Source organism: Nocardia farcinica, from assembly GCF_001182745.1.
Lineage (GTDB): Bacteria > Actinomycetota > Actinomycetes > Mycobacteriales > Mycobacteriaceae > Nocardia > Nocardia farcinica.
Window position 1 is genome coordinate 2,911,514 of sequence record NZ_LN868938.1, and the last position, 24,113, is coordinate 2,935,626.

A 24,113-nucleotide genomic window follows, 5' to 3' on the forward strand; every position below is an offset into this window, starting at 1 on the left:
GCGTGCGGGCACCGGCGGTGACCGCACTCCCGTTCGGCAGACCGCATGTCGAGCGGTCGCGTCGTTCGACGAACGACTGCCGTGCAGCGTACTGGTTGACGGACACGCGAGAAGCCGGATCGTCCCCCGCATCGGGGACGATCCGGCTTCCCTGTGGTCAGCCCTGCTCGCCGGTGAGCCGGCCGACGATCACCGCACCGGTGCCGCAACCGGAACCGTCGGTGCGGTAGGTGCCGTCCACGCCGAGGCGTGCCTGCGGCGAGAGCAGCACGTCGGCCTCGAGCTGACGCACGCGCGTGGCGGGCGTGCCGTCACCGCCGAGCCTGCGGTCGGCCGGGCGCTCGTAGAGCGGGGCGCCGCCGCACATGGCCTCGGCGATGCGCTGCCGCCCGGCCAGCTGACGCTGCTGGGCCCGCTGCTGGTACTCCTCGCGCCGTCCCGGCTCGATGGCCTGGATGAAGGCCTGCGGATGCACCACCGCGAGCAGACCCGACACGTGACCGAAGCCGAGCGAGGTCACCAGGCCCGCCTTGAGCGGGAACCGGTCGCCGAAGCGCAGCGCCTCGCGCAGCCACACCAGATGCGGGTACTCGCGCATCTTCTCGTCCACGCAGTCCAGGCTCCGGTTCGGCGGCACCACACCGGTTTCCAGCACCTGGCACAGGCCGATCAGCTGGAACGCGGCGGCACCACCCTTGGCGTGCCCGGTCAGGCTCTTCTGCGAGACGACGAACAGCGGGGCGCCCGTGGAGCGGCCGATCGCGGCGGCCAGCCGCTCGTGCAGCTCCGACTCGTTCGGGTCGTTGGCCGCGGTCGAGGTGTCGTGCTTGGAGATCACCGCGATCTCGTCCGGCGCGACACCGAGCTTGCGCAGTTCCGCGGCGAAGCGGGACTCGCGGCCGCCGCGGCCCGCGCCGAGCGCGCCGAGGCCGGGCGCCGGGATCGAGGTGTGCACGCCGTCGGCGAAGGACTGGGCGTAGGCCACCACGCCGAGCACCGGCAGGCCCATCTCCAGCGCCACCGAACCGCGGGCCAGCAGCACGGTGCCGCCGCCCTGCGATTCCACGAAGCCGCCGCGACGGCGGTCGTTGGCGCGGGAGAAGTACCGGTCGCTGATGCCCTTGGCGCGCATGGCCGCCGAGTCCGCGGTGGCCGACATGTCACCGAAGCCGACGATGCCCTCGATGCCGAGGTCGTCGTAGCCGCCGGCGACCACCACGTCGGCCTTGCCGAGCCGGATCTTGTCCACGCCTTCCTCGACCGAGACCGCGGCCGTGGCGCAGGCCGCGACCGGGTGCACCATCGCGCCGTAGCTGCCGACGTAGGACTGCACCACGTGCGCCAGCGCCACGTTGGGCAGCGCCTCCTGCAGGATGTCGTTCGGGCGCGGCTCGCCGAGCAGGTTGTCGACGTAGAGCGAGCGCATCGAGGACATGCCGCCCATGCCGGTTCCCTGGGTGTTGGCCACCAGGCTGGGGTGCACCCACTGCATCAGCTCGGCCGGGCTGAACCCGGAGCCGATGAACGCGTCCACCGTGCAGGCGATGTTCCACAGCGCGACCCGGTCCACCGATCCGGCCATGTCGGCCGAGATGCCCCAGACCGTCGGATCCCAGCCGGTGGGGATCTGCCCGCCGACGGTGCGCGAGAGCTTCGCCTTGCGCGGCACCCGGATCTCGGTGCCCGCCTTGCGGGTCACCTGCCAGTCGCCGGAATCCGGCACCGGCGCGATGACGGTGTGCTCGGGGTCGGCGGCGTGGAAGGCGCGCGCCTCGGCCTCGCCGCCGACCGTGAAGGTCAGGTCGCGGTCGAGGAACACCGAGGTCATCAGCGGCGCGCTGTTGTCGACCATGGCCGCGTCGTCCTCGTAGCGGCGGATGCCGCAGCGGGCGACCACGGTGTCGTGGTAGCGCTCGGCCAGTTCGTGCTCGGGCACGTACTCGCCGGATTCCGCGTCGTACCACCCCGGCTTCGGGTCGTTCTCCCACTTCACCAGGCCGGTGGTCCAGGCCAGCTCCAGCACGCCCGCGGCGGAGAGCTCGTCGGAGACCTCCATCTCGAAGCGGGTGCGCGAGGAGCCGTACGGGCCCAGCTCGGCCGCGCCGACGATGACGACCATGTCGTCGAGATCGGCGCTCACCTCGCCCCATTCGGGCACCGGCAGAGCCGAGGTGGCGGTGGGCGGCGCGGGCAGCGCCGGGATGGTCGCCTCGGCCGCGGCGTCCTCGGCCGCGGCGGCCGCCGCCTCCTGCGCCTGCTTGGCCAGCTCGGGCAGGTCCAGCTTGGCCCGGGCGAGCCCGCCGGTCAGGTCGATCTGCTGGGGACCGGCCGCGGTCACCTGACGTGCCCGCGCGGTGCACCACTTGAGCAGTTCGTCGGCCATCTCGGTGGTCGACCAGGTCTGCACACCCGCCTTCTCGACCGCCTCGACCATCGGATCGTTGTGGCCCATCAACCCGGTGCCGCGCACCCAGCCGATCAGCGCGTGCACCAGGGTGACCCGCTTGGACCAGGACTTCTCCGACCGCCACTTGGCGATGACCGCGTCCAGCGCGGCCTTGGACTCGCCGTAGGCGCCGTCGCCGCCGAACATGCCCCGGTTGGGCGAGCCCGGCAGCACCACGTGCAGCGAGGCGTCGACGTCGTGGTCGGCGCCGAGCTGGGACAGCCCGCCGATCAGCCGCTCGACCGACCACAGCAGCACGCGCATCTCCAGCTCGGCGCGCGCGCCCGCGTCGGCGAGGTCACCGGCCACCCGCGGCGCCGCGAACGGCAGCAGCAGGGTGGGCGTCATGGCGTCCTTGATCTTGATCTTGGCGCCGCCCGCGTTGTCGACCTGCTCGCTGCCGACCCATTCGATGAGCGCGTCGACGTCCTGGTAGGAGGCCATGTTCGCCGGCAGCACCCACAGCGCGGCGCCCGCGCGGGCGTGCTCGCGGTAGAGCTGCTTGTAGAAGCCCAGCCGCTCGTCGTTCAGGCTCGAGGTGGTGACCACCACGGTCGCGCCGCCGCCGAGCAGCCGCCCGGTGACCGCCGCCGCGATGGAACCCTTGCTGGCGCCGGTGATCACGGCGACGTCGCCGGACCACTGCCCCGGCTCCTCGGTCTGCCGCGCCGCCTCGGCGATGCGCTCGTAGAGGCCGGCCAGCACGGAACGTGCCTCGCCCTTGGCGCGCTCGCGCCACCAATCCGCCTGCGCGGCAACGGCGTCGCCCGACCCGAGGAAGCCGTCGACCTGCTGCGCGGCCGCGGCGGCGTCGTCGATGAGCCACAGCCGGGCCAGATCCTCGCGGGCGCTGGCCCAGCGGTCGTCGATCAGCACGGCCTTGCGGGCGTCGAACGCCGGGGCCACCATCCGCGGCCAATCCGCACCGAGTTCGGCGGAGACCAGGTCGACCAGCGAGTCGTCGGTCGCCTCCGGCGCCGAGGCGCGATCGCCCAGCCCCAGATGCTCGAGAATGACCCGCGCCGCCGAGGCGAGCACGCCGTCACGGCCGGTGATCTGCTCGGTGAACTCGCCGAGCGCGGCCGCGTCGACGGTCGCGCCGCCGCCCCCGCCGCTCGCGGGCAGCGTCACGCTGATACCGCGCCGGGCGGCCACGGCCTGCACGGCGGCGTCGATGGCGGCATCCACCGCGGCGCCGTCGTTGAGCGGGCCGGACACCAGGCCACCCAGGTCGCCGCCGCGCACGCTGGCGCCCTCGCGGGTGCCCAGCGAGACCTCCGCGGTGACATGACTGGCCCAGCCGTCACCGAGCTCCCAGACCTTCTTCACGCGCTCGGCGATGGCGGCGGGCCGCTTGCCGGACGGGCCGAAGACCTTGCGCAGGTGATCGCCGATGGCGTCGGAGAGCACCGAACCGAACGGCTTGTAGGTGCGGGCGAGGCGGTCGACGGTGGCCGACAGCGCGCCCATGTCCGCGTCGGCGGCACCGTCGATGGCGCCGAGCGAGAGCTCCGAGCCGAGGTCGACCAGCAGCTGGTTGCGCCGCGAGGACACGCCGTCGCACAGGCCCTCGATGGTGTCCACCGGGCCGATCTGATCCAGCCGCAGCTTCGTCCACAGGGCGATGAGCACCCGGGTGGCGTCGGCGGCGGTGAAGGCGATGTCGTCGGGGCGCGGGCCGCCCGAGCCGGCGACCGGGGCGGGCGCCGCGACGGGCGCGGCCTGCTCGGCGGCCGGAGCGGCGCTCGCGGCCGGGGTCTCCGCCGGCTCGTCGACCGGCGCGGGATCGGTGTCGGTGGAGTAGACGATCGCGGCTTCGCGCTCGATGTTGAGCACCTCGACGGTGGCCGAGCCGAAGGCGGGCAGCTTCAGCGTCTGGCTGGCCAGGTTCGCCACGGTCGGGGTCGCGCCGAGGCCGATCTCGACGAACCGCTCGACGCCGAGACCGCCGTGCGCGGTGTCGGTGAACAGCAGGTCCTGGGTCTCGATCCAGCGCACCGGGCTGGCGAACTGCCAGGCCAGCAGCTCGATGAGCACCACACGGCACAGCTCGGTCGGCCGCGCCGCCCAGGAGTCGAAGTCCGCGAGCACCGCGGCCAGCGGCTCCGAGGGCACCAGATCGGCGATCTCGGCGACGAATTCGCGCTCCAGCGAGAACGGCTTGGGCACCAGGTTCGGGATGTAGCGCCCGACCAGCACCTCCGGGTGCAGGTCCTGCGGCAGCAGCTGCTCGAGCTTGGACCGGAACTCCGGCACGCCCTTGCGCAGCACGGTGGAGTGGAACGGCACGTCGATGCCGGGCACCAGCACGAAGGCCCGCTTGCCGCCGAATTCGGCCCGGCGGCGGTCGATTTCGGCCTCGAGCGCCTCCAGGCCCGCGACCGTGCCCGCGATGGCGTACTGGGAGCCGCGCAGGTTGAGGTTCACCACCTCGAGGAATTCGCCGGTCTGCTCGGCGATGCCCTGCACGAAGCCGACCACCTCGTCGTCGGGCAGCCCGATCTGCGAGGGGCGGATGGCGGCCATGCGGTAGTTGCTGCGGCCCTGGGCATCCCGGGGCACCAGCGCGTGCATCGCCGAGCCGCGCTGGAACACCACCTCGAGCACCGCCTCGAGCGGCAGCACGCCCGCCACGGCGGCCAGCGCGTTGTACTCACCCACCGAGTGCCCGGCCAGCATGGCGCCCTCCACGAAGGCGCCCGCCTCGCGCAGTTCCGCGACCTGCGCGACGCCGAGGGTGGCCATCGCGACCTGGGTGAACTGGGTCAGGTGCAGCACGCCGTCCGGGTGCCGGTGCTCGACGCCGCGCGCCTTGAGGTAGGTCGGGTTGTCGCGCACCACGGCCAGGATGGAGAAGCCCAGTGCCTCGCGGGTGTGCTTGTCGGCGCGGTCCCAGATCTCCTTGGCGGCCTTGGAGCGGGTGCGGGCGTCCAGGCCCATGCCCTTGCGCTGGATGCCCTGGCCGGGGAAGGCGTAGACGGTCTTGGGCGCGCGGGTGCGGCCGGTCGCCGTCATCACCAGATCACCGCCGGTGCGGCAGGAGACCTCGACGATCTCGCTGCCCGCGTCCACCGCGACGCGCTCGACGCGCACGTCGATCTCGGCGCCGGGGCGGACCATGCCCAGGAAGCGGGTGGTCCACGCGGTCAACGTGCGTGCGGGCACGGACGCGCTCGGGTCCACCGCGGAGACGGCGTGCTGGGCGGCGGCCGACAGCCACATCCCGTGCACGATCGGCCCGCCGAGCCCGGCCAGCTTCGCGGCGTTGTCGCTGGTGTGGATCGGGTTGTGGTCGCCGGAGACCGCGGCGAAGGCGTGCATCGCGCGCGGAGCGACCAGCGTGACGTCACGGCGGCGGCGACGCGGGGTGTCCACCGCATCGGCGGCGGTGCCCGCGGCCCGCGGCGGATCCGACAGCTCGCCCGCGCCGTTGCGGCCGCGGATCGCGAACCGTTCGGTCAGCTTCGCCAGCGGCACCACGTCCAGGCCCTGATCGCGCATCTCGCCGACGGTGACGGCGACCTCGACCACGCGGCCCATGTCGGTGTCCACCACCGAGGTCGACTCGGCGCGCACCACCAGGATGCTGGTCTGGTCCGGCAGCTCGCGCAGCAGCTCGATCTGGTGATCGAGGTGCACCAGGTCGAGCATGCCCTCGATGACCGAGCGCGCGTCGCCGGTGCGGGTGGCGCCGAGCACCGCGAACACCGCGGGCCAGCAGGCGCCGACGAGCACGTCCGGCACGGTGCGGCCGAGCGTGCTCAGGCCCGCGGGCAGACCGGAGCCGGTGACACCGGCGTGGTCGGCGATGAGGTCCGGCGTCCAGGCGAGGTTCACGTGCGCGACATTGCCCTTCACCTCGGGCAGCGACTGCCCGGCGGCGACGGCGAGCAGCGCGGCCATCGCGGTCTCGGCGTCGTCCTCGGTGATCACCGGGGCGCCGCCGTTGTAGACCGAGACCGGCACGGTGATCCGGATCCGCACGGCGTCGCGGCCGAGCAGCGGCACGGTCAGCTCGACGTAGGAGTTCTCCGGCTCCGGGCCGGTGGCCTCGACCAGGGTGGCGCCGGTGCGCGGGTGCACCGCGCCCTTGCCGTCCACGGCCCAGTCGGCGAGGTCGCCGAGACGGTGCACCGGGTTGACGGTGGTGCGCCCGGCCCATTCCACGTCGGGGGCGGCGAGCACGGCATCGATCGGGCCGCTGGTGACGCCCGCGACGCGGCGCGCGTCGACCGGGGCGGGCACCACGCCGTCCCGCACCAGGGCGTAGGCGGTGTCCTGCTCGAAACGGTCGAGGAGTTCACCGACCGGCTCGTCCACGCGGGTGATGCCCGCGACCGAGACGGTGCCCGGGATGACGCACACCTGGTCGGCCGAGTAGCGCGGATCGTGCGCCTGCCACAGCGAATCCGAGCGCCACCAGCGGCGCACGTCGGCGTCGACGACCGGCACGAAATTGACCGGCTTGCCCGGGGTCTTGCACAGCGAGACGAAGAACGGCACGTCGGCGGGGTGCAGCAGGGTCTGCTCGGCGGACGGGTACTGCTTCTTCAGGGTGCAGATCGCGGCGACCGGGTCCTCGAAGGCCTGGTCGTCGGCGAACAGCGTCGGGATCTCGCCGCGGTCGGCCGGGTGCAGGCGGGATTCGGTGCGCCGCACCATCTCCGCGAACCGGTCGCGCCAGGTGATGTCCAGCCACACCGAGCGGGTGGCGTCGAGGATGGCCTCGCCGATGTCGCTGCCGCAGTCGAAGTCCTTGCGCCGGTCCAGGCCGACGGCCAGCTCGACGTAACGCTCCAGCCACTCCAGGTAGGTCATGGTGGCCACGTCGCCGAAATACGGCTTGGCGGTGGCGTTCAGCGCCGCGATGATCTCCTCGCGGCGGGCGGCGACGGCCTCGGCGTCACCGGCGACCTCGTCGAGCAGCCTGCCGGTGCGCGAGGCGGCGTTGTCGATCTCGTGGATGTCGGCGCCCAGCTGGCTGCGGCCCGAGGCCATGCCGCCGGAGGCGGTGCCCGCACCGACCCAGTCGGGGGTGCCGGGGGTGTCGACCAGCAGTTGCTTGACCTCGGGCGCGGTGGTGGCCTCCAGGGTCGCCATCGCCGCGGTGCCGACGAGCACGCCGTCCAGCGGCATCACCGGGTAACCGTGCGACACCGACCACTGCCCGGTCAGGTATTCGCGCGCCCGCTCCGGGGTGCCGATGCCGCCGCCGACGCAGACCACTACGTTGTCGCGGTTGCGCAGTTCGGCGTAGGTCTCGAGCAGCAGGTCGTCCAGGTCCTCCCAGGAGTGGTGGCCGCCGGCCTTGCCGCCCTCGATGTGCATGATGACCGGGTAGTCCGGCACCTCGTCGGCGATGCGGAGCACGGCGCGGATCTGCGCGACCGTGCCCGGCTTGAACGCCACGTGGGTGATGCCGACCTCGGTGAGCTCCTGGATCAGCGCGACGGCTTCCTCCAGTTCGGGGATGCCCGCGGTGACCACGACGCCGTCGAACGGGGCGCCCGCGGCGCGCGCCTTCTGCACCAGCCGCTTGCCGCCCAGCTGCAGCTTCCACAGGTAGGGGTCGAGGAACAGCGAGTTGAACTGCACCGAGCGACCCGGGTGCAGCAGTGTCTTCAGCTCGGCCACCCGGTCGGCGAAGATCTGCTCGGTCACCTGGCCGCCACCGGCCAGCTCCGCCCAGTGCCCCGCATTGGCCGCGGCGGCAACGATTTTCGCGTCGACGGTGGTCGGCGTCATGCCCGCGAGCAGGATCGGCGAGCGGCCGGTGAGCCGGGTGAAAGCGGTCTCCACCACGATGCGGCCGTTGGGCAGGCGCACCGGCTTGGGGGCGTAATCGGCCCAGGGGCGCGCCAGTTCGGGCGCCGCGCCCGGGGTGAGCAGGCTGCGCTGGCCCGCCCGGGTGGCGGCCGCGACGATGCCGACGCCGCTGCCCTTGAGCGTGCCCGCCGTGACGCGGGTCAGCAGGTCGCCGGGCCCGAGGTCGAGGATCCACTGCGCGCCCGCGGCGACGGTGGCGTCCACCGTGCCCACCCAGTCGATCGGATCGACCAGGATCTCCTGCGCCAGCCGGCCCGCCAGCTCGGCGTCCAGGCCGCACTGGGTCGCCCAGCCGCCGACCAGCTCGACGGTCTCGGCCAGCGCCGGGTGATGGAAGGCGACGTCGACCAGCAGGTCCTCGAAGACCGGGGCGAACACCGCGCCGCCGCGCGCCTTCTTCTCCCGCTCGCGGGTCTGCTCGTCGGTGATCTGCGCGCACCGCCGGCGCACCCGATCCAGCTGCGCCGGAGTGCCCGACAGCACCACGCGCCTGCGCCCGTTGCGGATCGAGATGACCGCGGCGGCGGCGGGATCCACGCCCGCGCCGACCTCCTCGACCACCGCACGCAACTGCTCGGGATCGACATTGGACACCGCGACCATCGGCGAACGCTCACCCACCGGCATCAGCCCGCGGCGCCGGGCCACCAGTCCCGCGGCGGCGCCGATCATCTGCGCGATGGCCAGCAGTTCGGCGTCGCGGGCGCCCGCGCCCTGCAGCGCCGACGCGGCCAGCAGACCCTGCGAATGCCCGATGACGGCGACCGGCGCATGCTCGGCCGGGTCCAGCCCCTGCAACTTCAGCGCGCGCAGCGCGGCCAGCTGGGTCAGCAGCACGCCCGGCATCGACACCGCCGCCGACCGCAGCACGTCCTCGCTCGGCGCGGCCGAGGGCTCGTCGGCGTCGGGGTCGGCCAGCTCGTCCTCGAGCATCCAGGCGACCGGATCGAACCCGACCGGCCGCACCACCAGCAGTTGGCGCGCAACGGGTTCCAGTAGCGCGGCGGCCTCGTTGACCAGCGCGGTCAGCTCCGGCTCCAGCGCGCTGTCGCGGCCGATCTCCTCGAGTTCGCTGAGCCACCGCGCGCCCTGCCCCCCGAAGGCCAGCGCGTACGGAGTGCCGTTCAGCAAACGATCCAGCAGCGGCGACCGCCCGGCGGCCGCGCCTTTCCCGGCCCTGACCACCTTCGCGCTCGCTCCGGCTCCGGTCTCGGTGCTCTCGTTGATCGTCAAGACGCTTCGACTTCCTTCTCCTGGCGACACGCCCTCGTGGACACGCCGCTCGCTCGGGTGCGCGGGCATTCGTCGACCGCTAGGCCTGATAGGGGCGAGGATTCCACAGAATCATGAGGAAATCCTCACGTTTGCCCGCCACCCCCGGCCCTACCCCGCAGTATTTCTGTACGTCCGTACCAGAACTGCGCCAAACATGACCCTCCCTCATGTTTGAACGCCCTGCTGAAGCCCGTTACCGCGACACACACAAACATGAGCGTTCCTCATATTGCGCGTTACCCAATCGTTATAATCCCAGGTAGGGTTACCGGCGAGTACGACACTCGCCACACTCACTTCTGGAACGCAGCGAAGGCCGGTAGAGTTTGCACGGTCGTACCACCAAGCGCGAGTGGCGAAATTGGCAGACGCGCCAGATTTAGGTTCTGGTGTCCACGGACGTGGGGGTTCAAGTCCCCCCTCGCGCACAGATTCCCTTCGTTTACATCACGTCGTGAATGCTTCGCCTATGGGCGCCGGGCGGTCCGGTCACCTCCCAGACGTTCCGAGAGCTCCGGGGAACCCCGTCGACCGTTGGACAAGGACAGCCCATCGACGCAGAACCAGTGCGCCGCAATGCGATCGATGGTCTCCAGGCCGACCGGCCGCCCCGATGGTGATCGTCCGACCGGTCCCGGCTAACCGGACTCTGCACCGAGCGTCGTGGCGGCGTCGGCTGTTCTCTTCGCCGGGATGAACACCGTGATGAGGACCGCCAGCACCGCCGCGGCGCCGGAGACGAGAAACGCCACGACGAATCCCTCGCGCGAGGGCAGCCGATCCCCTGCGACGCCGACTGTCAGGTTCGCCAACACCGCGCTCATGACCGCGGCCGAGGTGGAGGTGCCGATGGCGCGCATCAGGGCGTTCAATCCGTTGGCCGCGGCGGTTTCGGTGACCGGCACGGCGCCCATGATGAGGGCGGGCATGGCGGAGTAGGCCAGGCCGACACCGGCGGCGACGGTGCAGGCGGCGAGGACGATCTGCCACACCGCGCCCGTCCACAGGGTTGCGCTCAGGTAGCCGAGGCCGAGCACCGTCGCACCCAGGGCGAGGGTCAGCTTGGGGCCGCGGGCGGCGGTGACGCGGGCGGACACCGGGGAGAGCAGCATCATCAGCAGGCCCGTCGGGGCGAGCGCGAGGCCGGCCTCGATCATCGAGAGGCCGAAGCCGTGGCCGGTCGCGGTCGGTGCCAGGAGCAGTTGCGGGAAGGTCAGCGACATGCCGTAGAGGGCGAAACCGACCGCGATCGAGGCGAGGTTGGTGAGCAGCACGCGCGGGCGTGCCGAGACGCGCAGGTCGACCAGTGGAGCGGTGCGGCGCAGTTCGTACCAGCCCCAGAGCAGTGCCGCGACCGCGGCCAGCGCGGACAGGCCGAGGACGCGCCTGCTCGACCAGCCCCACGCGGTGCCCTTGGTGATCACGACGAGCAGGGCGACCAGGGTGACCGACAGGCCGACCGCGCCGAGGTAGTCGAACCGGGCGGGCGTGCGCACCGGTGATTCCGGTACCAGCGTGAACACCAGTACCGCGCAGACCGCGCCGAGCCCGGCCGAGGTCCAGAACAGCACGTGCCAGTGCGCGTGCTGGGCGATCACCGCGGCCAGCGGCAGGCCGACCGCGCTGCCGACACCGAAGGTCGCGCTCATCGACGCGATCGCGGAGCCGACCCGCTCCGGCGGCAGTTCGTCGCGCATGATGCTGATGCCGAGCGCGATCGCGCCGGTGGCGAAGCCCTGCAGGACGCGACCGACGATCACCGGGGCGAGCGAGGAGGCCAGCGCGCAGACCAGGGAACCGGTCACCAGCATCAGCAGGCTCACCAGCACCATGCGCCGCTTGCCGAACATGTCGCCGAGCCTGCCGCTGATCGGCATCGCCACCGCCCCGGCCAGCAACGTCGCGGTGACCACCCAGGAGGCATTGGTGGCGTCGGTGCCGAGCAGGCCGGGCAGCAGCGGGACGATCGGGATGACCAGGGTCTGCATCAGCGAAACGACGATGCCGACCGTGCCGAGCGCCGCGACCAGGACCGCGGGACGCGGAATCCGCCGAGACTCCGCCGGCGATCCTGCGGGTCTGTCGGCGATGAGGCTCACGCTTGCGCACCCTACCCACGGCCGCGGCGGCGTCGAGGGGACCGTCCTGCTCACCGGGCATCGGTGTATCACCCCACGGTGGCGGGCAAACTCCCGGCACGGGCACAATGGACTCGATGAAGCCCTGGCCCGCAGCAATGACCACCCACGACGGCGCGACCGTCGGCCCGGGCCCGGCCGACCTCGAGGACCTCCGCGTGCTGCGCGAACAGTTCGTCGACTTCATGCTCGGCTACAAGTTCGCCATCGACGAGATCACCACCAAGATCAACATCCTGCGTGAGGACTTCAACAGCAAGCACGAGTACAACCCGATCGAGCACGTCCGCTCCCGGCTCAAGTCCGTGGAGAGCGTCCTGGAGAAGGTGCAGCGCAAGAACTACCCGATGAACCTGGCCGCCATCCGGGAGAACGTGCTCGACATCGCCGGGGTCCGCGTCGTGTGCAGCTTCATCTCCGACATCACCACGATCAGGGACATGCTGGTGAGCCAGGAGGACATCACCCTGCTCGAGGAACGCGACTACATCACCCACCGCAAACCCAACGGCTACCAGAGCCTGCACCTGATCGTCTCGATCCCGGTGTTCCGGTCCGACCGCACCGAACGCATGCCGGTCGAAATCCAGATCCGCACCATTGCCATGGATTTCTGGGCCAGCCTGGAACACAAGATCTACTACAAGTACCGCGGCGAGGTCCCCCCGAACCTGCGCAGCGACCTGGCGCAGGCCGCCGAGGTGGCCACCCAGCTCGACGCGAAGATGGAGGCGTTGCACCGGCAGGTGGATCGGAGTGCGCCCGCCCGCAGCGGGCCGTTGGATTCGCTGGACCTCGGTATGTTGTACAACAGCCTGGCCGCCGAGAATTCCGCCCACCGGGCAACGAATCATCAGGGGTAGCGGGTCGGCCTCGCTCCCCCGGTGTCAGCGCGGCGGGGCGGACTCGTCACGAGCCCGGATCAGCGCGCCGAGTTCGCGACGCAGCCGTTCGACCTCCCCGCTGCCGGTGGTGGGAAAACGGAGCAGGGGGATTTCGTAGGCGGCACAGATGCGGTCCTTGATCGCATCGCGAGCCTGCTGCTCGGGGCTTTTCGCGTGGAACTCGAACCCATCCACTTCGATGACGCACAGGCGTTCCTTCGTGATGCGGTTGAAGACATCGAAGTCCACTGAGGCCCGCCCCTGAACATATTCGCGTTGTTCCGGATCGAGCCGCGTGGTGTCGGGCAGCAGGTTCTTTACGAACACCTGTTCCCTGAACCAGTAGCCCTCGAATTCCGGTTCCGCCAAGACAGTTTCGAGAAGCGCGCGCATGATGGCCTCGGACTTGTACCTCCCGTTTCCGCGTAGGCGGGCGGCGAGTGGAGCGAGCCGTGCCGAGTAGTCCCGGTAGAGCAGGTCGAACACCGAGACGATCGAGCTGTCGAAGACGTCGTCGCGGGGGTTCTGATACCTGATGTAGCCGATCAGGTCTCGCAGATTCCGGCTCCGCGGCAGCAGGTCGAAGTTCGTCACCAGCACGAAGCGCTTCCGCGCTCGCGACACCGCTACATTGACCAGCTGCGGCTTGTCGGCGAACTCCAGTCCCCTGTACCCGCGTCTGGTTTCGTCGAGTACGGTCGTCATCACGATCGCTTCGCGTCCTTGGAAGCTGTGGACTGTGTCGGACTCGATACTCCGGATCAGCTGATCGGTCACCAGGTCGGCTTGCCTGCGGAAGGGAGTGGTGATCCCGATCTGCTCGTCACCGAACTCCGCGCAGAATTCCGGTAGTACTTCTTCCCGAACGACATCTATTTCACGCTGATTGATCTTGCCCCCATCCCGGTGCGTCCGCATGTGGTTGCCTCGTTCGGTCCGCACCAGGACCATGGCGCGGTGGCCGGGGGTGGCGCGGGTGAACGGGACGAGGTCGTCGGCGTAGTACTTCTGATTGCAGAAGCCGATGATCCCCGGGTCGCAGCGGTAGTGCTCGCGCAGCATGGTGCGAGGTAGGTGGTCGCCATGCAATTCGAGCAACGACGACAGGATGCTGTGCCGGTGGTAGTCGTACGCCGGCGCCGGCGCAGCGGGGCAGGAGGATGCAGGCACATCGACAACGGGCGCGAGCTGCCGAAGATCGCCCACGACGACGAGATGTCGGCAGCAGGCCATCGCTGCCCCGGCCGCGAGCAGGTCGACCTGGGACGCCTCGTCGATGATCAAATAGTCGACGAGTCTTCCGCGACCGATGCTCGCCCCCAGCGAATGACAGGTGCTAGCGATGACCGGATAGTCACGACTGAATTCACCCCACTGAGCGAGGTAACGGTTGTCGTACCGCCGCGTCGGCCTGCCGGCGTATCGGCGGCGCAGATGCTCGGTCAGCCAAGCCACGGAGAGCGTACGTTGTTCTTCGGCGAGCTGATCGAAACGTCGCCTGCTGAGCATGCTCTGGAGCTCGTCGATCCGTTGGTCGAGTTCGGCGATCTTCCTGTCGTAATACTGTCGCTGTAATCGGAGAATGAGATCCACGTCCTGGGAGTCGGCGAATCGCAGCGAGCGGAACCGAAAGTAGTTTCGTATCCGCTCGATATGACGTGCCAGGCCACTGGTCCGCGCCAACTCGGGGTCCGTCGCGGCGATGAAGGAGAGGATTTTCGTCGAGCTCCACCGCAGCACCGGCAGCAGATCCTCGCCGGGTAGCCGGTGATTTTCCAGATGCTCCGCGAAGTGGCTGCGCTCGAGCTCATAAGCGGAACGCTCGGTCGTCAGCTGGGCGAGTTCTCGCTCCATTTCCCGCAGCGCCAGCAGTCTGCCGTCCAGCGCGACCAGCTCCGCGGGAGCCATCGGCACCGCCTCCGCCGACATCCGCAGCCGATCGACCTCGCTGTTGCGAACGTCCTGGTCCGCGAAGAATCGCTCCTTCTTGGACCTCCGGCCCAGGTTGGCGATGACGTAGCCGAAACCGGCCTCCACGAGTTTCGCGTGCACATTGTCGACCGCGGCGTTGTTCGAGGAGACGACCGCGACGGTCTTGGTCTCGTCGACGATCACATTGGCGATGAGATTGAGTATCGTCTGGGTCTTCCCGGTCCCCGGTGGTCCATCGATCACCGACAGCGGATGGGTGAGGGCCTTTTGGATGGCCTCCCGCTGACTGAGATTGGTGTGGAAGGGATACAGCGGGGGTCCCACCGGCGGCGCCGTCGGCGTGATCGGCGTTCCGTTCAGGTAGCGGTACAGTGCGCTGTCGGGCCGGAGGATCAGCTCGTCGCCATAGGCCTTTCGTAGCGACTGCCCGGCCTCTGGGAGCAGGTCGGCGATCGCTCGCCAGTAGGCCAGGATCGTCCCGGTTCTCGGCTCCCGTCCCGCATCGGTGACGATCTCCACCGACGAGCCGGGCCGGACCTCGTATTCACCGTCGCCGCGGACGAGGTGCCACCACTCTTCACCCCTCCCGGCGAAATGGTAGGCGGTGGTCACGTCGCTTCGGAGCTGTCCGCGGACCATGATCCGCGTGCCCGGACCAGGTCTCACGATGTGTGGATGGTCCAGTATCAGGACGCGGTCCCATCCGTACCGGTAGGAACCCCCGCCGCTGAAGGTGACGACCGGACCGGCGGCACCGAGACGCAGTGCTGTCACGTCCCGCGTGCGGTTCGAATACGGCTGGCCCACCGACTTGCGGATCAGCACGGCCTGTTGTCGTGGATCCACGACACCCCCTCGTCCCTAGCCCATGACCCACCTAGGGAGTAACGAATCATCGCGGCGGAATGTCTGGCACTCCCCCCGTGAGCCGAACGCCAGAAGCATACCCTCGCCGGAGCGATGAGGGCAGGTCATCTGCGGACCGAACTTGTTGCAGTTCTTGATGACTCGTTCATCAGGCGCCGTCGAGCACCGACCTCGCCGCACTCCGCTCGGGCAGCTGGCCGAAGCCGGTCCCCGTGCCCGCCCCCGTATCGGTCGACGGCGCCTGGTCGGCGTGATCGTCGGCGACGGTGCCCGCGACCATCCGCCCGGCGCGTCGCGGAGTCGGGGCGAGACGGCCGGCGTAGCCGCTCCCCTGCGCCGCGGGGGTGTCACGCCACCGCATGAAGCTGCTCTACCCCACGTTTGTCCATGGATCGGCCGGGTAGGGCATCGGCATGACTATGACCGCTCCTGTGCAGGAACTGTCTCCGCGACGGATGGATCTGTGTGATCGGCACTTGGAGGCCGTGGCTCGGGACATGGTGGGGTATGACGAGCGGCTGCGGGGGCTGGACTTGCGGGTCGAGTTCCGGGGTGGGGTCGCGCATCTGACCGGGGAGGTGGCCGATGCGGCGGAGCTGCGGACCGCGCGCGGGTTGATCGGGGGGCTGGCGGGGGTGCTGGCGGTGTGGGATCGGGTGCGGGTGGCGGGGCGGGAGCCGCGGATCCTGGATGTGGGGTGTGGGGAGACCAAGCAGTATCCGGGGAACGTGGGGGTGGATGTGCGGCCGGTGCCGGGGGTCGACGTGGTGGCGGATCTGCGGGGTGGGCTGCCGTTCGACGACGCGTCCTTCGACCGGGTGTTCGCGGTGCACGTGCTCGAGCACCTGGCGGATTTCCTGCCGCTGGTGGACGAGTGCCGCCGGGTGCTGCGGCCGGGCGGAATCCTGCACGTGCTGTCGCCGTGGTGGCGTTATGTGAACGCGGTGGCCGATCCGACGCATCTGCGGCTGCTGGATGTGCAGACGTTCAAGGGGATCTGCACGCGGGATCCGGCGTGGTATCCGCTGCACGCGGGGTGTGACGGCGCGAGCATCTTCGCGGATCTGGAGAACCGCGGGAGCCCGGTCACGCCGGACCCCGAGCATCTGGCGCGGTTCTTCGACTGAGCCGAAGACGCTGGGGCGGAGACGGACTCGGCCCACCTCGGTCCACCTCAGCGCGTGCGGATCATGCCTTCCTGCAGGACGGTGGCCAGGTGGCGGCCGTCGCGGGTGAAGAAGCGGCCTGCGTTGAGGCCGCGGCCGTGGTCGGCGGCGACGGCGTCCTGGACATAGAGCAGCCAGTCGTCGACGGGGCCCTGGCGGTGGAACCACATGGCGTGGTCGAGGCTGGCGGTGACCAGGGCGGGATCGGCCCAGGGCAGGCCGAGCACGCGCAGGGTCGGTTCGAGGATGGTGTAGTCGCAGACGTAGGCGAGGGCGGCGAGGTCGCGCTGGTCCGCGCGCAGGCCGTCGACGGGCCGCAGCGGATCGAACGGCTTCACCCAGACGGCCTGGTGCGGGGTGCGCTCGCCGTCGATCTCCAGGTAGACCGGGCCGGGGACGTGCCGCATGTCGAAGCTGCGGCCCGCCGACCAGTACGCCTTGGACTCCTCGGTCATCGAACCGCCGCTGCGGTCGCGCAGGTAGTCGGCCGAGCTGGGCAGGCTGCCGGGGTCGGGGACGGTCTCGGTGAGGGTGGCGGCGTAGCTGCCGCCGGGTTCGCCCGCGGCGAAGTTGGCCAGGCCGACGTAGATGGGTTTGCCGTTCTGGTAGCCGCGGACCTGGCGGGTGCTGTAGCCGCGGCCGTCGCGCAGGATCTCGACTTCGTAGCGCACGTCGGCGCCGATGTCGGCCGGGCGCAGGAAGTAACTGTGCATGGAGTGCATGGCCTTGGCGTCGGTGACCGAACGCATCGCCGCGACCGCGGCCTGGGCGACCAGGTCCCCGCCGTAGGCCTTGGGCCACGGGCAGGGCTGGGTGGTGGCGGTGAAGGCGAGGTCGAAGTGTTCGGGGTGCGCCGGGGTGAGGGTGATGGCGGCGGTGAAGATCCCCGAGGTCGTCATGGTGTCGGTCATCAGCTGCTCCAGCCGGTCGAACGTCTCGGACTCCGGTGGGACATCCACCGGTCGCCTGAATATAGCGTATATGTGACGAAAGTCTTGCAGTTGACATATTGCCGCCGTTCTCCCGTGGGGATCCGCAGGTCAGCAGGCCACCGGCGTTGTCTCGGCGAGCCCTACCATCGCGCTTCGTGGCCGGACCGGCGGTGACGTATGGTGCAGGCATGACGGCTGAGCTCGAACCGACCGGCGCGGGTACGGCAGGCGGCCGGGACACTCGCCTCGCCCAGTTCATCATCACGATCTTCGGCCTGTGCGCCCGTGCGGAAGGCAACTGGCTCTCCGTCGCGTCGGTGGTCGCGCTGATGGCCGACCTCGGCGCGGAGGGCCAGGCCGTCCGTTCCTCCATCTCCCGGCTCAAGCGCCGCGGTGTGCTCGTGAGCGAGCGGCACGGGGGCGCGGCGGGCTACTCGCTCGCCCCGCAGACACTGGAGGTGATCGCCGAAGGCGACATCCGCATCTTCCACCGCACCCGCGCCACCGAGGACGACGGCTGGGTGGTCGTGGTGTTCTCGGTGCCCGAAACCGAGCGCGAGAAGCGGCATTCCCTGCGAACCACGTTGACCCGCCTGGGTTTCGGCACCGCGGCCCCGGGGGTGTGGGTGGCGCCCGGGAATCTGGTGCGCGAGACCGAGCAGACCTTGCAGCGCCGCGGATTGTCCTCCTACGTCGACCTTTTCCGCGGCAGGCACCTCGGCTTCGGCGACCCGCGGGAGAAGGTCACCACCTGGTGGGATCTGGACGAGCTCACCGCGCTCTACACCGAGTTCCTCCAGCAGTACCGGCCGGTGCTGTATCGGGTGACCAGCGAAACCGTCACCGCGCGTGAGGCTTTCCAGCTCTACGTGCCGATGCTCACGCAGTGGCGACGGCTGCCCTACCGCGACCCGGGCATCCCGCTGTCGCTGCTGCCGCCCGCCTGGCAGGGCGAAGCCGCGGGCACGCTGTTCGACCAGCTCAACGAGGTGCTCAACCCGCTGGCCCACAAGCACGCGCTCGCGGTGATCCACGGCAAACGCCCCCAGGTCAGCTGATCGGTTCGCCTTCGCCGGTGGACCGATTCGGCCTCCGGTCACGATCGCCACCAGCGGCACCTCCCCATAGCGGGCGGTCGGCGCGACGCCGGGCAGCATCCAGTCGATCTCGCGGTCGTGGGTGAAGCAGGACAACTGCTCCGCGACGATGCGGTCGACGCCGATCGTCCGCTAGATCGGGATGGACTCGGTGTCGGCGGGATCGCTGTGCGCGAAATGGTGGGCGTAGAAGCGGGACAGGGCACGCCGCCGGCCTGGTTGTCCCTGGCCCGCAGCGCGGTGACGGTGTCGGCGAAGTGCGGCCGGGTCGGCGGCGAAGCGTTCGCCGGCGGATTGCACGACAGCGATGTAGGTGCCCGTGGCGGCGGTCCTTTCGGCCGGATCACGCCGGCGCGGTCGGTTCAGGCGAAGTCGGGATGGTCGGCGGCGATGCGATAGCCGCCGGAGTGGAACACCAGGGGCGCGCCGTCGCTGGTGTCGAAGTGCTCGACCTCGCCGATGAAGATGATGTGGTCGCCCGCCTCCACCCGCTGCACCGTGCGGCACTGGAAGCGCGCGATGCTGCGATCGAGCAGCGGCACACCGGCGATGCCGTCGCGGTAGGCGACGTCGGCGAACTTGTCCGGCGCCGGGGTGGCGAACTGCCGGGACAGCTCGTGCTGATCCGCGGCGAGCACGTTCACCGCGAAGTGGCTGGCGGCGATGAGGTCGGGCAGGCTCGGCGCCTTCTTCGCCGGGCACCACGCGATCAGCGGCGGATCGAGCGACACCGAGGTGAACGAATTGGCGGTGACGCCGATCTTGCGGCCGTCCGGCGCACGGGTGGTGACCACCGTGACGCCGGTGGCGTACTGGCCGAAGGCGTTGCGCAGGGCGCGCGGGTCGACGGAACGGTCGGCGGCGCGCACGGCCGCGAGCATCCGCTCGGCGTCGCCGGGGTCGAACCACCAGTCGTGCAGCGTGCTGGGGTCGTCGAAGCCGGCGGCGAACAGCGCCGCCACCGCGGGCTCCCGCGCCGCCACCGGGACGAGGTCGACCACGTGGGCGGGCAGGCCGGCCAGCACCCGGTTGGTCCAGGCCACCGACCAGCGCCCCCAGCTGCGCCAGAACGACTCGAAGGTCTCGTGCATCCACTCGGCGTCGAACGGCCGCGCACCGCGGTGCAGCACCGCGTCGAGATAGCTGCCGGCGGCGTGCACGGCGTTGTTGGCGCCCTGGGCGGTGACCGGGTCGTTGAGCACCACCGCGTCGGCGAGGCCGAGCACCGGATGGCCGGAGGCGGTGTAGGCGACGGGCTTGCGCACGGTCGGGGTGAGCCTGCCGCGCAGCACGGCGCCCTCGTCGGTGAGTTCCACGGACCGGGCGCGGGCGGCGACGGCGGAAAACACCTCCTCGAGCACCTTCTGGCAGCGGCGCAGGTGTTCCTCGGGCCCGGTGACGTCCTCGAAGCGGTCCATCGGCCCGCCCGGCACGCCTTCGAAGACCAGGATCGAGCACGGCCCCGTGGTGGTCAGGGCGGGCAGGGTGATCAGCTCCCCCACCCCCGGCGCGACGGTGATCGTCAGCTCCGCGCCGGTCTCGTCGGGCAGCAGGCCGTGCACGTAGGCGACGGCCAGCGCCCGCTGCGGGCGGTCGTAGGGCGAGCGGACCGCGTCGCGCACGAACATCCGGCCCAGGTCACCGGTGCCGGTCGCCACGATGGTCAGATCATGGTGTCCGGCAAGGACATCGAGACCGGCCGGGTCGATGTCGGCGACCCGGAAGTCGCCGCCCGCGGCGACGAAGTCCTCGATCAGCGCGGCACAGGCCACCCGTTGATCGACCGATTGCGCCGGTGCGTCGAATCCCGAGACCACCGTGCCGACCCCGTCGACGGTCAGCGCCAGCCTGTCGATGGGCGGTGCGGCGAGGCCGCCGTCGACGATGCGGTCGAGCACCCGCACCGCCGACCCGAACAGGCACTGGCTCGACAGCACCCCGCCCGCGCGCACCTGGTCGGGATCGCGGTCGCCGATCAGGGTGACCGCGCAGCCGTGCCTGCGCAGCCCCAGCGCCACCAGGGCGCCCGCCTGACCGGCGCCGACGATCGCGATCCGCCGCTGCGCGCTCATGCCGCCACGGCGAGGTCGTCCAGATACGACTTCGCGCTGTCGGGGTCCATGAACCAGTGGAAGAAGTCGCGCGGGTCGTCGAAGCCGTTGGCGAAGCGACGCGCGATGCGCGGATTGGCGCCGGCCGCCCCGAGCAGTCGCAGTACGTGCTCCGGCGGCGGCACGAGCAGCGCGTTGGTCCAGGTGGCGACGTAGCGGGCGTAGTCCCAGTACCGCTCGAAGGTGTCCTGCATGAACGCGCGGTCGAAGGGGCGGTCGCCGTGTTCGAGGATGCTGGCCAGGTACGACGAGGCGCACTTGGCGGCGTTGTTGGAGCCCTGGCCGGTCACGGGGTCGTTGAGCACCACCACATCGGCCATGCCGAGCACGGTCGCGCCGGAGGGCAGCACGCCGACCGGGCGGCGCACGGTGGGCGGGAAGCGCCCGGCCAGCACGCCGAGGTCGTCGGTGAGTTCCAGCTCGCGGCACCGTTCGGCCTCCCACGGCAGGTAGGTGCGCACCACGCCGAGCGCGAGCTCGAGATGCTGCTGCGGGTCGGTGACGCCGTCGAAGCAGTCCATCGGGCCGCCCGGCACGCCCTCCATGACCATGATCTCGCAGGGACCGGTGGTGGTCAGCGCCGGGAACACGAAGTACTCGCCGATGCCGGGAATCATGTTGAACGACACCGCGGAGAACGGCTCGCGCGGTGTCATGCCGCGCACGTAGGTGAGCGCGAGGGCGCGCTGCGGGGTGGCGAAGGTGGAGCGTTCGGCGTCGCGGTCGAACAGCTTGGCGATCTCGCCCTTGCCCGCGGCGACCAGCACCAGATCGCTCGAGCGCGCGTAGTCCTCCAGGTCGTCGACGGTCGCGTCGTGGATGTCGAGAACGCCGCCGCGCGCGGTGAATTCGGCCATCCAGCGCGGCATCTTCACCCGCTGGTCCACCGACTGGGCGGGCAGGTCGAGCCGCGAGTCCCAGGAGATGGCTCGCCCGCCCGCGCCGTCGGGCACGGTGAAGCCGATGCCTTCGACGTCGGGGCATTCGCTGCCCCAGAAGTCGATGCCGAGCACGCGTTCGCGCGCCAGCGAGGAGCCGAACATGCACTGGCTCGAGGTGACCCGGCCCTGGTGGATCTGCTCCGGGGTGCGGTTGGAGACCATGCGGACCTCGTAACCGGCCGCGAGCAGCCCGAATCCGAGCTGCAGGCCGGATTGTCCTGCGCCGACGATGGTGATGGAAGGCATCGGTGTGGTTCCTTTCGAGCGGATGGGCTAGGCGGTCGCGTCGACCGCGGCGAGTCGGGGGATGGCGGGCACGGCCTGCTCCGGGCCGAGCGCGGAGTAGCCGCCGTCGACGGCCCAGTCGGCGCCGGTGACGAAGGAGGCGGCGTCGGAGGCGAGGAAGGCGATCACGCGGCCGACCTCGTGCGGGTCGCCGACGCGGCCGAGCACGTGGAACGGCGCGGCGACGGCGTCGGTGTGCGCGCGGTCGCCGCCGGAGAGGTCGTCCATGATCTTCGACCAGGTCCATCCCGGGCTGACCGAGTTCACCCGGATGCCGTCGCCCGCGTAGTCGGTGGCCATGCTGCGGGTGACCTGCACGATCGCGGCCTTGCTCGCCGGGTAGACCCAGCGGCCGGTCTGGGCGACCTTGGCCGAGATCGAGCTGAGGTTGATCACCGCGCCGCCGGCGCGGGCCAGGTGCGGGCGGGCCGCCGCGGCGAAGACGACCGCGCCGACCAGGTTGACGTCGAGGGTGCGCAGCCAGGTCGCCCGGTCGGTGTCGGCGCCGTCGTCGCCGTAGGAGCAGGCCAGGTTGACCAGCACGTCGAGCGAGCCGAAGCGCTCGACGGCGGTGGCCACGCACCGGGCGATGGAATCGTCGTCGGTGACGTCGGTGTGCACGAAGGTGGCGCCGGTGCGCTGGGCGACCTGCGGCCCCGCGGCGTCGTCGAGGTCGGCGAGCACGACGCGCGCGCCCGCGGCCACGAGTTCCTCGACGACCGCGGCGCCGAACAGGGTGGCACCGCCGGTGACGATCGCGGTCTTGTTCGCTAGTGAGCTGGACTGTGGCATCACGCCCTCCGAGACGCTGGTTCCGGTGAGGGCTGTCACGGTAGGGACGCCGCGGGCGGGCAGCTATCCGCGGAGCGCGGGAGTTGTCCGAACTCTGTCGATCGCGCACGAGTCTGCGGCCCGGATGACGACGGTCGCGGCGACGGACTGGACAGTGTGACCCCGGTCACGGCACACTGTCCTGCGAGTCACGGACGGTTCCGCCCGCGCGACGGCATCGATTTCGCGATTCTTGACACGCCGGACCTCGGCGTGGAACACAATGGTAATGCGCCTTTGTGACGATGGTCATCAAATCGTCATGCGTTGGACCATTCCCGTGGAGGAGCCGTTGCAGTACGAGGACCGGCCGCTGGCCCGGCACCAGCTCACCACTTCCGGCGATCCCGACCTCGTCCGTTCGGCCGTCGGCACCGCGTTCTGCGATCACCGGCTCTCGCCGCTGCGCCGCGACATCGCCCTGGACGCGCACTTCCACGGCGTCCGTTGGGACACCGCCGGCGTCTACTACCTCGAATACGGCACCGACGTGCGTATCGACCCGCGCGACCTCGACGACTTCTACCTCATCCAGGTTCCGCTCGAGGGCCACGCCGCGATCACGGTCGGCTCGCGCAGTTTCGTCTCCACCCCCGAGGTCGCCTCGGTGCTCGAGCCGGGCGACCGGGTGTCGATGGCGTGGGAGGGCGCCAACCGGCAGCTGCTGCTGCGCCTGGACCGCGCCACCGTGCACGACGCGGTGCGCAAGAAACTCGGCCGTGAGCCCGCCGCGCCGCTGGTGTTCGACCCCCGCATGGATCTCACCACCCCGGCCAACCGGACCTGGCGCGGACTGCTCACCCTGCTGGTCGACGCCATCGACCGCGCGGCCGCACCCACCTCCATCGCGGTGCAGGAGTTCGAAGGGCTGCTGGTCAGCCAGCTGATCCTGGGCCAGCCGCACAACTATCGCGACGAACTCGACCGCAAACCACAGCCCGTGGTGTCCCGGCCGATCGCCAGGGCGGCCGAACTGATCGAGGCGCACGCCCACGAACCGCTGACCGTCGACGACATCGCCGACGCGGTCGGCATCGGCACCCGCACCCTGCAGGACGGTTTCCGCCGCTACTACAACACCACCCCGATGGCGTTCCTGCGCGATGTGCGACTGCGCCGCGTGCGCACCGACCTGCTCCAAGCCGACCCCACCCTGACCACGGTCACCGACATCGCCATTCGCTGGGGTTTCCTGCACCCGGGCCGCTTCTCGGTGCTCTACCGGGACCGTTTCGGCGAATCACCCTCGCAGACACTGCGGTTGGCCACCGACGGCGCAGCGCAGACCGCGGCCGCCTGCTGACCCGGCGCGCCCTCGTCGGCTCGGTGACCCGTCCGCCGCCGACCCCGGAACGACCACGTGCCCGGGAGCGTGGCTCCCG

13 protein-coding genes and 1 tRNA gene are annotated in these 24,113 nt (G+C 70.6%); 6 read left to right on the top strand and 8 right to left on the bottom strand.

Going from position 1 to position 24,113, the window contains the following annotated elements; all coding sequences use genetic code 11:
* Positions 1–157: 157 nt before the first annotated feature.
* The gene (locus AMO33_RS13965; RefSeq protein ID WP_060592877.1) at positions 158–9,505 is read right to left on the bottom strand and encodes a type I polyketide synthase; all 9,348 of its coding nucleotides are present in this window, start codon (positions 9,503–9,505) and stop codon (positions 158–160) included.
* 388 nt (positions 9,506–9,893) lie between these two features.
* On the opposite strand from AMO33_RS13965, the gene AMO33_RS13970 reads away from it, so the two are divergent.
* A tRNA-Leu gene (locus tag AMO33_RS13970) sits at positions 9,894–9,975 on the top strand.
* Positions 9,976–10,185: 210 nt separating this feature from the next.
* Here AMO33_RS13970 and AMO33_RS13975 read toward each other — a convergent pair.
* Positions 10,186–11,646: an MFS transporter gene (locus AMO33_RS13975; RefSeq protein WP_060592878.1), complete on the bottom strand. Its 1,461-nt coding sequence runs from the start codon at positions 11,644–11,646 to the stop codon at positions 10,186–10,188.
* A 116-nt stretch (positions 11,647–11,762) separates the two neighbouring features.
* Between AMO33_RS13975 and AMO33_RS13980 the strand changes: the two genes are divergently transcribed.
* Positions 11,763–12,548: a GTP pyrophosphokinase gene (locus tag AMO33_RS13980; protein ID WP_373862108.1), complete on the top strand. Its 786-nt coding sequence runs from the start codon at positions 11,763–11,765 to the stop codon at positions 12,546–12,548.
* Between the two features lie 24 nt (positions 12,549–12,572).
* Here the strand turns inward: AMO33_RS13980 and AMO33_RS13985 are convergent, their stop codons facing one another.
* Together AMO33_RS13985 and AMO33_RS13990 are read right to left on the bottom strand one after the other, a co-directional pair.
* On the bottom strand, positions 12,573–15,347 hold the full coding sequence (locus AMO33_RS13985) for an AAA domain-containing protein (RefSeq protein WP_076573584.1): 2,775 nt from the start codon (positions 15,345–15,347) through the stop codon (positions 12,573–12,575).
* A gap of 169 nt (positions 15,348–15,516) precedes the next feature.
* On the bottom strand, positions 15,517–15,729 hold the full coding sequence (locus tag AMO33_RS13990; RefSeq protein ID WP_060592881.1) for a hypothetical protein: 213 nt from the start codon (positions 15,727–15,729) through the stop codon (positions 15,517–15,519).
* 136 nt (positions 15,730–15,865) lie between these two features.
* Between AMO33_RS13990 and AMO33_RS13995 the strand changes: the two genes are divergently transcribed.
* On the top strand, positions 15,866–16,495 hold the full coding sequence (locus tag AMO33_RS13995; protein WP_228801744.1) for a methyltransferase domain-containing protein: 630 nt from the start codon (positions 15,866–15,868) through the stop codon (positions 16,493–16,495).
* A gap of 47 nt (positions 16,496–16,542) precedes the next feature.
* On the opposite strand, the gene AMO33_RS14000 is transcribed toward AMO33_RS13995, so the two are convergent.
* Positions 16,543–17,493, bottom strand: coding sequence for an acyl-CoA thioesterase (locus tag AMO33_RS14000; protein ID WP_240327518.1), 951 nt, complete (start codon positions 17,491–17,493; stop codon positions 16,543–16,545).
* A gap of 161 nt (positions 17,494–17,654) precedes the next feature.
* On the opposite strand from AMO33_RS14000, the gene AMO33_RS14005 reads away from it, so the two are divergent.
* On the top strand, positions 17,655–18,524 hold the full coding sequence (locus AMO33_RS14005; RefSeq protein ID WP_011207781.1) for a PaaX family transcriptional regulator: 870 nt from the start codon (positions 17,655–17,657) through the stop codon (positions 18,522–18,524).
* A 117-nt stretch (positions 18,525–18,641) separates the two neighbouring features.
* Complete coding sequence (locus AMO33_RS31480; RefSeq protein WP_159005491.1) at positions 18,642–18,962, top strand: hypothetical protein; 321 nt, start codon at positions 18,642–18,644, stop codon at positions 18,960–18,962.
* Here the strand turns inward: AMO33_RS31480 and AMO33_RS14010 are convergent.
* The 3 genes from AMO33_RS14010 to AMO33_RS14020 are packed head-to-tail and all read right to left on the bottom strand — an operon-like array spanning position 18,926 to position 22,692.
* A complete protein-coding gene (locus AMO33_RS14010; protein WP_060592883.1) occupies positions 18,926–20,635 on the bottom strand; it encodes a flavin reductase in 1,710 nt (569 codons plus the stop codon). The two genes, AMO33_RS31480 and AMO33_RS14010, sit on opposite strands and share 37 nt — an antisense overlap.
* Entirely contained in the window at positions 20,632–21,861 is a 1,230-nt protein-coding gene (locus tag AMO33_RS14015) for a styrene monooxygenase/indole monooxygenase family protein (protein ID WP_060592884.1), read from the bottom strand. Before AMO33_RS14015 ends, AMO33_RS14010 begins: the two co-directional genes overlap by 4 nt.
* 27 nt (positions 21,862–21,888) lie before the next feature.
* A complete protein-coding gene (locus AMO33_RS14020) occupies positions 21,889–22,692 on the bottom strand; it encodes an SDR family oxidoreductase (protein WP_060592885.1) in 804 nt (267 codons plus the stop codon).
* Positions 22,693–22,993: 301 nt separating this feature from the next.
* Here AMO33_RS14020 and AMO33_RS14025 point away from each other — a divergent pair, with 301 nt between their 5' ends.
* A complete protein-coding gene (locus tag AMO33_RS14025) occupies positions 22,994–24,034 on the top strand; it encodes an AraC family transcriptional regulator (RefSeq protein WP_060592886.1) in 1,041 nt (346 codons plus the stop codon).
* Positions 24,035–24,113 lie beyond the last annotated feature (79 nt).